Source organism: Serratia nevei (genome assembly GCF_024160145.1).
GTDB lineage: Bacteria > Pseudomonadota > Gammaproteobacteria > Enterobacterales > Enterobacteriaceae > Serratia > Serratia nevei_A.
Map to the genome: position 1 here is coordinate 1 of NZ_JAMYWQ010000022.1, position 12890 is coordinate 12890.

General features: G+C 59.7%; 10 protein-coding genes and 1 CRISPR repeat array. Of the genes, 1 reads left to right on the plus strand and 9 read right to left on the minus strand.

Features of this window, described 5'->3' with window-relative positions; all coding sequences use genetic code 11:
• The first annotated feature begins 138 nt into the window (after window positions 1–138).
• Window positions 139–1266: direct repeats of the CRISPR family, unit length 29 nt; unit sequence CGGTTTATCCCCACTCGCGTGGGGAACAC.
• A gap of 170 nt (window positions 1267–1436) precedes the next feature.
• The 3 genes from M6G53_RS15770 to M6G53_RS15780 are packed head-to-tail and all read right to left on the minus strand — an operon-like array spanning window position 1437 to window position 4680.
• Complete coding sequence (locus M6G53_RS15770; RefSeq protein ID WP_253332864.1) at window positions 1437–2576, minus strand: ABC transporter permease; 1140 nt, start codon at window positions 2574–2576, stop codon at window positions 1437–1439.
• Entirely contained in the window at window positions 2573–3727 is a 1155-nt protein-coding gene (locus M6G53_RS15775; protein WP_253332866.1) for an ABC transporter permease, read from the minus strand. Before M6G53_RS15775 ends, M6G53_RS15770 begins: the two co-directional genes overlap by 4 nt.
• Window positions 3709–4680 carry an HlyD family secretion protein gene (locus tag M6G53_RS15780; RefSeq protein WP_060452835.1) on the minus strand — a complete coding sequence of 324 codons (972 nt, stop codon included), beginning with the start codon at window positions 4678–4680 and terminating at the stop codon, window positions 3709–3711. The genes M6G53_RS15775 and M6G53_RS15780 overlap by 19 nt, the downstream gene beginning before the upstream one ends.
• 230 nt (window positions 4681–4910) lie before the next feature.
• Here M6G53_RS15780 and M6G53_RS15785 point away from each other — a divergent pair, with 230 nt between their 5' ends.
• Window positions 4911–5924: a luciferase-like monooxygenase gene (locus tag M6G53_RS15785; RefSeq protein ID WP_253332868.1), complete on the plus strand. Its 1014-nt coding sequence runs from the start codon at window positions 4911–4913 to the stop codon at window positions 5922–5924.
• A gap of 37 nt (window positions 5925–5961) precedes the next feature.
• Here the strand turns inward: M6G53_RS15785 and yedF are convergent, their stop codons facing one another.
• The 6 genes from yedF to pnp form a co-directional block, all read right to left on the minus strand.
• Window positions 5962–6201, minus strand: a complete 240-nt coding sequence (gene yedF, locus M6G53_RS15790; RefSeq protein WP_123893220.1) for a sulfurtransferase-like selenium metabolism protein YedF — start codon at window positions 6199–6201, stop codon at window positions 5962–5964.
• Complete coding sequence (gene yedE, locus M6G53_RS15795; RefSeq protein WP_253332870.1) at window positions 6198–7412, minus strand: selenium metabolism membrane protein YedE/FdhT; 1215 nt, start codon at window positions 7410–7412, stop codon at window positions 6198–6200. The genes yedF and yedE overlap by 4 nt, the downstream gene beginning before the upstream one ends.
• A 146-nt stretch (window positions 7413–7558) precedes the next feature.
• Complete coding sequence (locus tag M6G53_RS15800) at window positions 7559–9487, minus strand: DEAD/DEAH family ATP-dependent RNA helicase (RefSeq protein WP_197833194.1); 1929 nt, start codon at window positions 9485–9487, stop codon at window positions 7559–7561.
• Complete coding sequence (yrbN, locus tag M6G53_RS25595) at window positions 9477–9557, minus strand: protein YrbN (protein ID WP_099032700.1); 81 nt, start codon at window positions 9555–9557, stop codon at window positions 9477–9479. The genes M6G53_RS15800 and yrbN overlap by 11 nt, the downstream gene beginning before the upstream one ends.
• A gap of 116 nt (window positions 9558–9673) precedes the next feature.
• On the minus strand, window positions 9674–10558 hold the full coding sequence (gene nlpI / locus M6G53_RS15805) for a lipoprotein NlpI (protein ID WP_004933495.1): 885 nt from the start codon (window positions 10556–10558) through the stop codon (window positions 9674–9676).
• Window positions 10559–10686: 128 nt separating this feature from the next.
• On the minus strand, window positions 10687–12804 hold the full coding sequence (gene pnp, locus M6G53_RS15810) for a polyribonucleotide nucleotidyltransferase (protein WP_253332872.1): 2118 nt from the start codon (window positions 12802–12804) through the stop codon (window positions 10687–10689).
• Between the last annotated feature and the right edge of the window lie 86 nt (window positions 12805–12890).

The following is a 12890-nucleotide window of genomic DNA, read 5'->3' on the forward strand; positions in this document are numbered from 1 at the left end:
AAGGGCAAACATCAACAACGAAATCCATATCGTGTTCAGACATAAAAAAATCCGGAATCAGAGGGCTGAATCCGGATTGTCTCTTACTGAGTGGATCGTTCAAGTGTTCTTAAACGATCGGCATTAGCCTGTGGCAGCCGGTTTATCCCCACTCGCGTGGGGAACACCATATTCAACAGACTCACCCTCCACAGCGGAACGGTTTATCCCCACTCGCGTGGGGAACACGTTGATAATATGAATCAAACCGCGCATCGGTACGGTTTATCCCCACTCGCGTGGGGAACACCAGATGGGCTTCCAGTTCGTCGGCCTCGATCACGGTTTATCCCCACTCGCGTGGGGAACACTTCAACTTGTCACCGCTGATAAAGGTGATCGCCGGTTTATCCCCACTCGCGTGGGGAACACGGGACATCAACGATGCGTTGATGGGGGGCACACGGTTTATCCCCACTCGCGTGGGGAACACCCTCAGATTAGGAGTTAGTGTCATGCATCCCCCGGTTTATCCCCACTCGCGTGGGGAACACGTGCAGACGAGATAGCGATGCACATACGCGGACGGTTTATCCCCACTCGCGTGGGGAACACGGCGATGCGCTGCGTTAGGGCGGAGACGTACTCGGTTTATCCCCACTCGCGTGGGGAACACCGCTGCTCAACACAGCCAATCTGAACGAGCAGCGGTTTATCCCCACTCGCGTGGGGAACACGTTCGCGTTGTTCTGGCGCTATCAGTCTTCGCCGGTTTATCCCCACTCGCGTGGGGAACACTACTTCATCCAACTGGATGACGATTACACCGCCGGTTTATCCCCACTCGCGTGGGGAACACGGCTTTCCACCACAGATGGTGCATATTGGGCCCGGTTTATCCCCACTCGCGTGGGGAACACTTCCGCGTGCTGCGGCCACACGGCGTTCTGATCGGTTTATCCCCACTCGCGTGGGGAACACTCGCCATGTGCGGGGAGTCTCCTGCGGTACGACGGTTTATCCCCACTCGCGTGGGGAACACGGGGAAAAGCAGTTGAAGAAGGCAACCACCATCCGGTTTATCCCCACTCGCGTGGGGAACACCCGCTTTACTACGAGCAAAACGGCATCGACCGCGGTTTATCCCCACTCGCGTGGGGAACACTGATGAATCACACATTGAAAATCATATTTTTCCGGTTTATCCCCACTCGCGTGGGGAACACGAGCGTTTTCGTGTTGGCATGCAGGCGGTGTACGGTTTATCCCCACTCGCGTGGGGAACACTCTAAATATATCCAATTGAATTAACTAAGCTTTCTGAAGCTATAAAACTGTACCGCAATTTAGGTATCCAGATGATTACATAACCCTTTGAATTCTATAAAATAAAAAAAACAGCCTACACAATAAAACCAAGTCACCAAAACTCTTCTTTTATAACAACACGATACCGCCTACACCCGCCGCTTCCTGAACATCCCGCGCAGCGCCACGCTGTTGCGCAAGAAGCCGACGCCGAAGCCCAGCAGGGTGTAGACCACGCCGAGCACCAGCATCATCATCACGTCGCCCCACACTTCGTTCAGCGACAGCCCCATCTGGTTGACGCCGGCGATCGCCTTGGTGCCCCAGGTGGAGGGAATGCTGTACGAGATGGCGCGCACCCAGGCCGGCATCGACTGCAGCGGCCAGATGGTGCCGGACAGGTAGAAGATCGGCGTGGTGATGAACGCCAGCGTCAGGTAGATCATTTCGACGCTGCGCAGGCACTCGGTCACCAGCTTGCCCAGCCCCAGTACCGCCAGCAGGAACGGGAAGGTCAGCAGCAGCAGTTCGGCGATGTTCGCCGTCTGCCTGTAGCCCAATACCCACGGCCACAGCACGAACAGCACGATCGACAGGAACAGCCAGATCGGCAGCAGCGCCGTCAGCCCGCCGAGGTGTGCCGCCAGCGGCGCCTTGCCGCCGGGTATGCTCTTCATGGCAATGTTGACGCGGATACAGGCGATCAGCAGCGAGTGCTGCAACAGCATCACCAGCAGGCCGGGGAAGATGATCGCCGCAAAGCTGATACCGGGGTTAAACACGTCCAGCGTTTGCCCCAGTATCGGCGTCAGCAGTATCTGCGCCTGCCGTTCGCTGAAGCCGCTGCGCAGCAGCAGCCCGTTGTTGTACTCCGTCAGCAGCTGCTGGTAGGCCGCCACCACGTCCTGTTGGATCTGGCCATTGGCCAGGCGGTTGGTGGCGTCGCCGTACACCGGCACCACGATGTTCTGCCCGCTGAGGATCTTCTTCTCCAGATCCACCGGCATGATGATCACCGCAAACAGCTTGCGCCAGCCGAGATCGCGCTGCGCCTGTTCCAGGCTGTCGTAGGTTTCAATCGCGATCTTGGAGGTGGCGTCCAGCTGACGGATCAGCTGGCGGCTGGCGGCACTGTGGTCCTGATCAACCACCCCCACCGGCAGATCCCACACCGTGCGGTTGGCGTACACCATGCTCATGATGCACAGCGACAGGATCAGCATCAGCCACACCGGCCGCTCGAGCATGCCGAGCAGCACCTTAACGAAGGTTTGCCAATAGAGCTTCATCCGGCGTTCCCCTCTTTTGCCAGCCGCGCCGGCAGGCGATTGCGCACCAGCAGCGCGGCCACCAGCGGGTAGACCGCCAGCAGCGCGCACACGCTGAAGATGGCGCTGGCATGCACCTGCCGCAGGAATACGTCGAACATCGCGTACAGCGCGTGGGTCAGCGGTTCGATGTTGGAAATGATGCGCGCCGGCAGCGGCATCGACAGCTCAGGCACCGCCATGCCGGAGAAGGTCATCGCGATACTGACCAAAATACCGATCAGGCTGTAGGCGGTGATGGTGCTGCCGGTAAAGGTGTACAGCAGCAGGCCGATGCTCTGCGCCGCCATCACGTAAAACAGGCCGATCATCAGCATAAACAGCGGGTTGCCGCTGACGCGGGCGTCAAAGATGCCGACCAGCGCCGCGATCTCCACCATCAGCAGGGTGGTGAAACACAGCGTGTAAGGCGCCAGCTTGCCGAGCAGCGCCAGGCTGAACGGCTTGGCCTGCAGCAGCGATTTGCTGCGCGCCAGCACGTAGATCATGCAGGTCACCACGAACAGCTGCAGCAGGTGAATGGTGGCGGCGAACTGCTGGTAATAGATATAGCTGCCGCTGGCGTTGAACAGGCTGCCGTAAGAGAGCGTCACGTTCGCCAGCGGCGGCAGCGATTTGCCCATCTCGGTGGCGATGATGCTGCGGGTGCTGGCGTTGATTTCGTTCATCAGGCCGCCGAAGTCCTGGGTGGAGTACAACCCGGCGCCGTAGAACAGCGCGTTGTAATACATCACCACGCTCGGCTGCTTTCCCGACAGCGCGTTGGCCTCAAAGTCCGGCGGGATGTACAGCAACGCGTAATCCTGCGCGCTGCGCAGGCGGTTCAGTGACTCCGGCAGCCCGCCGCCGTAGGCCTCGACGTGGGCGTGCGAACCCGCATCCAACCGCCGCGTCAGCGACTTGGACAACGGGCTGTGATCGCTGTCCACCACCGAGACCGGCAGATCGAGCAGCGTGCCTTCGGAGAAGTTGCTGCTGATCAGCCCAAACAGGATCAGCGGAAAGATCCAGCTCAGCCAGTGCACCACCGGGCTGCGAAAGGCGACGCGACACTCTTTGTCGAACGCGTGACTGAAGCAGCGCCAGCCGGCCCTTACTCTTTCCATTGCCATAAGGTGCTCATCCCCGGACGCAGGCCGTCCACCGGCTGTGACGGATACAGGCGCACTTCGAAGGTTTTCAGGTCGAAGTCGCCGGTGGCGCGGGTGGCGCGCTTGGTGGCGTAATCCCCCAGCGGCGCGATGTAGCGCACCTCGGTGTCGATCATTTTGTCCTTCAGCGCCGGCACCCGCAGCTTGACCTTGTCGCCTTTGCGCACGTGGGCCAGAATGTCTTCGCGCAGGTTAAACACGAAATAGGCGTCCGGTACCCGGATCAGCGTCACCAGCGGGCTGCCGGCGTTCAGCAATTCACCCACTTCGGCCGGGATCGGCCCCACTTCGCCGTCTACCGGCGCTTTCACCTGCAGATCGTCGCTCTGCGCCTGGATCTGCAGCAGGTTCTCTTCTGCCGCCCGCAGCGCCGCCGCGTATTGTTGCCGCAGCTCGACGCGGTCGCCGTTGATACCTTCGTCCAGATTGGCCTTGGCCGCCTGCACCTGCTGGAAGGCGGTATCGCGCGCCCGGCGCGAAGCGTCCAGCTCGGACTTCGAGATATAGCCCTTGCCGGACACGCTCAGGTTGCGGTTGTAGTCGTTTTGCGCGTTGCGGTACTGCGCCTCGGCCTGCGCCAGATTGGCGCGCAGGTTGCGGATGCTCTCTTCACGGGTGCCGTGCAGCGACTGATCGAGCTGAGCCTTGGCTTCGTCGCGCGTCGCCTGGGCGGAACGCAGCTGCGCCATCAGTTCGGGGCTGTCGAGCTGAATAATCAGCTGGCCGCTTTTCACGTCGTCGCCGCGTTCGATCAGGCGTTCAACCACCCGGCCTTTCGCTTTGGAAGCGACGATCACTTCGGGGGCGTCTACTTCACCCTGCAGTAACAGATCCTGATTATGCGCGCGGAACAGGATCGCCAATGCGATCGCCACCATCATCAGCAACAGGGTAAACAACGTCTTTTTTTTCATTATGTCGGCTCCCGGAACGGTAAGCGGCGGGCGGGGATAATCATTTCCATATCTCAAATTGCTCCAAAAAACACCATTGCTCTCATGAGGATATCACAAGCACATATCTCCTCTTTTATAACTATAAATTGGATTATGCTTTTAACACTAAAAAGCATCATTTTCGGCTTTTTGGTATGCAGACGCCTGCAATCGCCCTTTAAGCGATCCACTCTCTGATGGACGATGTCATGACTGAAAACACTGCCGTACCGCTGTCGGTACTGGATTTATCGCCAATCCCACAAGGGGCCAAAGCGCGCGACGCTTTCCACTGTTCGCTGGATTTGGCGCAGCACGCCGAACGCTGGGGCTACCGGCGCTACTGGCTGGCCGAGCACCACAACATGACCGGCATCGGCAGCGCCGCCACCTCGGTGCTGCTGGGCTATCTGGCCGCCGGCACCCAGAGCATTCGCCTCGGCTCCGGCGGCGTGATGCTGCCGAACCATGCGCCGCTGGTGATCGCCGAACAGTTCGGCACGCTGGAGTCGCTCTACCCTGGCCGCATCGATCTGGGGCTGGGCCGGGCGCCCGGCACCGATCAGCGCACCATGATGGCGCTACGCCGCCACCTGTCCGGCGATGTGGATACCTTCCCGCGCGACGTGCAGGAGCTGCAACACTACTTCTGCGATGCGCAGCCCGGCCAGCCGGTGCAGGCGGTGCCGGGCCAGGGGCTGCACGTGCCGCTTTGGCTGCTCGGCTCCAGCCTCTACAGCGCGCAGCTGGCGGCGCAGCTTGGCCTGCCGTTCGCCTTCGCCTCGCACTTCGCCCCGGATATGCTGTTCCAGGCGCTGCAGCTGTACCGCGAGAACTTCAAACCGTCCAAACAGCTGGCGCAGCCGCACGCCATGGTGTGCGTCAACGTGATCGCCGCCGACAGCGACAGCGATGCGCGCTTCCTGTTCAGCTCGATGCAGCAGCAGTTCATCAACCTACGCCGCGGATCGCCCGGCCCGCTGCCGCCGCCGGTGGATAACATCCACGCCCTGTGGACCGCCGGTGAGCAATACGGCGTCGAGCAGGCGCTGCGGATGTCGATCGTCGGCGATGAAAAAACCGTGCGCCACGGGCTGCAAACGCTGCTGCGTGAAACCGATGCCGACGAGATCATGGTCAACGGCCAGATCTTCGATCATCAGGCGCGGCTGCGTTCGTTCGAGATTGTCGCCGGAGTGAAAGGCGACGTCGTGAAGGGATAAAACGCGAAAAGGCGGTGGGAACCCCACCGCCTCGGCGTTAACGCTGGATCAGATAGCGGATGGTCGGCCCGTCCTGCTGGATATCCAGCACCTTGTAGCCGTGGTTGCGCGCATCGAGCGGAATGTTGTTGATCGACTGCGGGCAATCGCTGATCACCTCCAGGATTTCTCCCGGCTTCAGCTGCGGCATCGCCTCCAGCGTCGCCACCGCCGGGTATGGGCAAGGCTCGCCCAGCATGTCCAGCCGGTAGTCCGGCACTATCGCGGTCTCTTTCATGGCATGCTCCTCAAATTCACTACTTGCGCCTCAGGCCGGGCGCGGAAAAAGCGTTTCTCCCACCACAGCATGGCGACGAAGGCCAGCGCCAGCAGCAGGTAAGTCACCAGCAGGCCGCCGATCGGACCGAAGGTGTCGAGCAGGTTGATCTTGTCGTAGTCGGTCGCCAGCGCCGGCGCCAGATCGTCCCAGTAATAGGCCAGCAGCGTGGCGCCGATGATGTTGCCGAGCCCCACCCACCAGTAGTGCACCTGCCCTTCCACCGCGCGGTACATCCAGCCGGTCTCGCAACCGCCGGCCAGCACGATGCCGAAGCCGAACAGCAAGCCGCCCAGCACCGCATTCGGGCCGGCCCACATGATCTTCGGCGCCACGCCGAGCTGCACGTAGCTGAAGATGCCGATGGCGCTCACCGCCATGCCGATGATGATGGCTTTCGCCATGTGGGTGCGGCCGGTGATCCACAGATCGCGGAACGCAGAGGTGAAGCAGATCTGCGCGCGTTCGATCAGCAGACCGAAGCCGATGCCGAACAGCATGGCGATGCCGAGCTTCGGCGCATCGAACAGCGTCCACAGCGACCAGGCCACCGCCAGGCCGAAGACCGCCATGCCCAACCGGAAGCGGCGGCGCGCCTGCTCAGGCTTCTGCGTCAGCGGCGCGGCGGCCTTCACCTTTTGCAATTTGACCGGGATGCGGAACATCGGCAGCAGCGTGAATTTGGCACCAAAGTAGGAGCCGGCGGCGGTCGCCAGCGCGAAGAACCAGGCGTGCAGCGAGAACTGCGGAATGCCGGTGAAGAATGCCGCCAGGTTACAGCCCATCGCCAGGCGCGCGCCGAAGCCGGCGATGATGCCGCCCAGCAGCGCCTGCACGATGCGAATGCGGTGCTGCGGCTGGCGCAGCTTGATGTTGTTGGCCCACAGCGCGGCGGCGATGCAGCCGGCGAACATGCCGATGATCATGCGCCCGTCGATGCGCTCCAGCGGCGTGCCCTGCAGGCCGATAACCTTGAAATAGCCCCACTGCTCGGGGTGCAGGCCGAACCACTGCAGCACATGGCCGCCCCAGCGGGTGAACTCGCCGGTCACCGCCCAGAAGGTGCCGGTCATGCCGAAGTAGTAAGTAGAAAGGATCCCGGCGGCAATCACCGCCGGCAGCGGTGCCCAAAAGCGCACCAGGTATTGAGATTTGAACTGCTGCCAACTCATGGCATCTCCCGTGCATATCATCCGTAAGAAAAAACCTTATGAATGATACGCCATTCAGGGGCGTTTGACGGCAACTTTCAGGCATAAAAAAACCAGCCCGCAGGCTGGTTTTTCAGAGCGCTTCACCGCGCACGGCGAATCGGCGATTACGCGTCGCCGAAACGACGACGTGGTGCTGCCGGTGCGCCGTCATCACGGCGTGGCGCCGGCTTGCCGTCGCGGTTGTAGTTACCGCCACGACGCTCGCCGCCGTTGCCGCCTTCACGACGTTCGCCGAAGGAACGACGTGGGCCGCCTTCGCGACGTTCGCCGTTGAACGGACGACCGTTACCGTTGCCGCGACGCTCACCGCCGTTGCCACCGTCACGACGCTCGCGACGTTCGAACGGCTGTGCATCACCCAGCAGCTGCATGTTCATCGGCTTGTTCAGGATGCGGGTGCGAGTGAAGTGATTCAGGATCTCGCCCGGCATGCCTTTTGGCAGCTCGATGGTGGAGTGGGACGCGAACAGCTTGATGTTACCGATGTAACGGCTGCTGATGTCGCCTTCGTTAGCGATAGCGCCAACGATGTGACGCACTTCTACGCCATCGTCACGGCCCACTTCGATGCGGTACAGCTGCATTTCGCCAACGTCACGACGTTCGCGACGCGGACGATCGCCGTCACGGCTATCGCGGCTGTCGCGACGGTCGCCACGACGATCGTCACGGTCGTTGAATTCGCGGCGCTGGCGCGGTTTGAAGACCGGATCCGGTGGCAGGATCAGCGGACGTTCGCCCTGTGCCATTTTCAACAGCGCTGCGGCCAGGGTTTCCATATCCAGCTCTTCTTCCGGCTGCAGTTTGGTCAGCAGTGCGCGGTACAGATCCAGATCGCTGCTTTCCAGCTGCTGCTGAACTTTCGCGGCGAACTTGGCCAGACGACGCTCGCCCAGCAGTTCTGCGTTCGGCAGTTCCACTTCCGGGATGGTCAGCTTCATGGTGCGTTCAATGTTGCGCAGCAGGCGGCGTTCGCGGTTTTCCACGAACAGCAGCGCGCGGCCGGCGCGGCCCGCACGACCGGTACGGCCGATACGGTGAACGTAAGACTCGGAGTCCATCGGGATGTCATAGTTGACAACCAGGCTGATGCGCTCAACGTCCAGGCCACGGGCCGCAACGTCGGTCGCGATCAGGATATCCAGACGACCGTCTTTCAGGCGCTCCAGGGTCTGCTCACGCAGCGCCTGGTTCATGTCGCCGTTCAGCGCGGCGCTGCTGTAACCGCTGCGCTCCAGCGCTTCGGCCACTTCCAGGGTCGCGTTCTTGGTGCGCACGAAGATGATCGCCGCGTCAAAGTCTTCCGCTTCCAGGAAACGCACCAGCGCTTCGTTTTTACGCATGCCGTAGACCGACCAGTAGCTCTGGCTGATGTCCGGACGGGTAGTCACGCTGGACTGGATGCGCACTTCCTGCGGCTCTTTCATGAAGCGGCGGGTGATGCGACGGATCGCTTCCGGCATGGTGGCGGAGAACAGCGCGGTCTGATGTTCAGCCGGGATCTCAGCCATGATGGTTTCTACGTCTTCGATAAAGCCCATGCGCAGCATTTCGTCGGCTTCATCCAGCACCAGACCGCTCAGGTTAGAGAGGTTCAGGGTACCGCGCTTCAGGTGGTCCAGCAGGCGGCCTGGGGTACCCACAACGATTTGCGGGCCCTGGCGCAGAGCGCGCAGCTGCACGTCGTAACGCTGGCCGCCGTACAGGGCCACCACGTTAACGCCGTTCATGTGTTTGGAGAAATCGGTCATCGCTTCGGCAACCTGAACCGCCAGTTCGCGGGTCGGTGCCAGCACCAGGATCTGAGGTGCTTTCAGGTCTGCCTGCAGGTTGTGCAGCAGCGGCAGCGAGAACGCTGCGGTTTTACCACTACCGGTCTGTGCCATGCCCAGCACGTCGCGGCCGTTCAACAGGTGAGGAATACACTCAGCCTGGATCGGAGATGGTTTTTCATAGCCCAGATCGTTCAGGGCGGAAATGATTGGAGCAGACAGCCCCAGATCGGCAAAAGAGGTTTCAAACTCAGTCGTCATGTACACGTGCCTCATTAATAATGGCAGCCAGTCTACATAACTCGTCGAGAAAATTTTCAGTCATTTTCATTGAAAAGTGTGAACCGGCTCAAATTAGATTATAAAACGAACAAAAAAGCCCTCACCCGTGAAGGCGATAACTTTGGTTAAAAACCAATGTCCATCAGGCTGATAGGTGTTCGTCAGCTATTGCTGGTCCGATTCCGATAGGTCGTCTTGCTCTTGGCCCAAAAGCGCCAATTCCAACAATGCATAGCGGTGCTCAACGAAGTTGTGAACGTTGTTAGACACCGTCAGTTTGAACAGCGCCGAAGCGGTGTCCTTGTCCCCCAGACTCAGGTAGTGTTTACCCAAATAGAAGTCAGTTTCACTGAGATGCTCAGCGAGCGAAGTGTTATCCGTTGCATCTGCCTTGAGGCGTTCCATCAGCGTTTTTTCGCTGATCTTGCCCAGGTAGAATTCGACAATATTCCATCCCCATTGCCCTCTGTCCGCTTTGTCATAGCGCTGCTGAAGCGCTACCTCGGCCTTCTTGGGATCGATTTCTCGCTCCACCAGATACAGCCATAACGAACGGAAGGGATCGTTTGGGTCGTCTTGATAAAACGCCTGCAGATCATCCTGCGCCAACGGGAAGCGGCCGCCATAATACAGTGCGATGCCCCGGTTTAAACGCGCGTAATTGTAAGTTGGATCAAGCTCTAGTACAGAATCAAACGCTTCATAGGCAGCATCAAAATTGCCTGCCTGCGTTAAGTAAATGCCCAGGTAGTTGAAAACTTCCGGCATGTCGGGACGTATCGCCAGCGCCTGCGAGAAATCATTGCGCGCTAAAGCACGTAACCCGAGGCTATCATACAGCACACCGCGCTCATATAAAAGCTGTGCGCGTTCGTCGTCCGTCAGTGCCCGGCTGGCAAGAATTTGTTCCATGCGCGCCAGGATCACTTCCTGCTGCAACGTTGGCTGCAACGGGATTGCCAAAACTTCGTCTTTACGCCAATCATGGTTGCTGCATCCTGCCAGCATGAGTGCTGTCGCAACGTAACACCAGCGCAAGAAAGGCTTCATTTCCCACTCCCGAAGACAAACATTGGATGAACGTCCTGTCCTCCGTTTGCTAAAACGCGGGCATCCTACCCGCGCGACACGAACAGCTCCCAACCCCATGGCGGGGAGCTGTAAAACTATCTATACAGTTATTCTGCTTCAGGCGCAGGTGAACCCGCTTCCGGCGCCATCGCTTCTTTGATGCTCAGACGCACGCGGCCCTGACGGTCAACTTCCAGCACCTTAACCGGCACTTCCTGACCCATCTGCAGATAGTCGGTCACTTTCTCGACGCGCTTGTCGGCGATCTGAGAAATGTGCACCAGGCCTTCTTTACCACCGCCGATAGCGACGAACGCGCCGAAATCAACGATACGGGTCACTTTACCCTGATAGATACGGCCCACTTCGATCTCTGCCGTGATCTCTTCGATACGACGGATAGCGAATTTCGCCTTCTCACCGTCGGTCGCAGCGATTTTAACTGTACCATCATCTTCGATTTCGATGGTAGTGCCAGTCTCTTCGGTCAGTGCGCGGATAACGGAACCGCCCTTACCGATCACGTCTTTAATCTTATCCGGGTTGATGCGGATAGTATGAATACGCGGTGCGAATTCGGAGATATCGCCGCGCGGGGTGCTGATAGCCTGTTCCATCACGCCCAGGATGTGCAGACGCGCGCCCTTGGCCTGGTTCAGGGCCACCTGCATGATTTCGCGGGTGATGCCTTCGATTTTGATGTCCATCTGCAGCGCGGTGATACCGTCGCGGCTACCGGCCACTTTGAAGTCCATGTCGCCCAGGTGATCTTCGTCACCCAGAATGTCGGACAGAACCACATAGTTGTCGGCTTCTTTCACCAGGCCCATCGCGATACCCGCAACGGCGGCCTTGATTGGCACACCGGCGTCCATCAGCGCCAGAGACGCGCCGCACACGGAAGCCATGGAAGAAGAACCGTTGGATTCGGTGATTTCAGACACCACGCGAACGGTGTACGGGAAATCTTCCTGCTTAGGCATCATAGCCAATACGCCGCGTTTCGCCAGGCGACCGTGACCAATTTCACGACGCTTAGGTGAACCGACCATGCCGGTTTCGCCTACGGAGTACGGAGGGAAGTTGTAGTGGAACAGGAAGCTGTCGGTCTTCTCGCCCATCAGCTCATCCAGGCTTTGCGCATCGCGGGCGGTGCCCAGGGTCGCGGTAACCAGCGCCTGAGTTTCGCCACGGGTGAACAGCGCGGAACCGTGGGTGCGCGGCAGTACGCCGGTACGCACGTCCAGGCCACGGATCATGTCTTTTTCACGGCCGTCGATACGCGGCTCGCCACGCAGTACGCGGCTGCGCACCACGTTCTTCTCCAGGTTGCCCAGGATGTCTTGAATTTCACCGGCGTCCAGCGTTTCGTCCTGCGCCAGCAGGGTTTCAACGACGCTGTCTTTGATCGCGTCAACCTGAGCGTAACGCTCTTGTTTCTCGGTGATGTGGTAAGCGTCGCCCAGGCGAGCTTCGGCCAGTTCAGCCACGCGCGCGTGCAGCGCTTCGTTGACCGCAGGGGCCTGCCAATCCCACTTCGGCTTGCCGGCTTCGGCAACCAGGGAATTGATGTTTTCGATAACCACTTGCTGCTGGTCGTGGCCGAACACCACGGCGCCCAGCATCTGATCTTCGCTCAGCACTTCCGCTTCGGATTCAACCATCAGCACCGCGCCGGCAGTACCGGCAACCACCAGATCCAGACGGCTTTCTTTCAGCTCGTCGGTAGTCGGGTTCAGCACGTACTGGTCGTTGATGTAACCCACGCGCGCTGCGCCGATTGGGCCGTTGAACGGAATACCGGACAGGCTCAGGGCCGCGGAAGCACCGATCATCGCAACGATGTCCGGGTTCACCTGCGGGTTAACGGAAACCACGGTCGCGATCACCTGAACTTCGTTCAGGAAGCTGTCCGGGAACAGTGGGCGGATCGGGCGGTCGATCAGACGGGAAGTCAGGGTCTCGCCTTCGCTCGGACGGCCTTCGCGACGGAAGAAGCTGCCCGGAATACGGCCGGCAGCGTAGGTACGCTCTTGGTAGTTAACCGTCAGCGGGAAGAAGCTCTGGCCCGGCTTGGCTTTTTTCTGGCCAACGACGGTAACGAATACGGCGGTGTCATCCATGCTCACCATAACGGCGGCGGTGGCCTGACGAGCCATCATACCGGTTTCGATGGTGACGGTATGCTGGCCATACTGGAATTTGCGAATGATCGGTGTCAGCAAAATTATATCCTTGATTAGCGGCGCGCAATCGCATTGACGACTCGACACGCCTGTGACTCGATTTGCCTTCTCACTACATCCTCGCG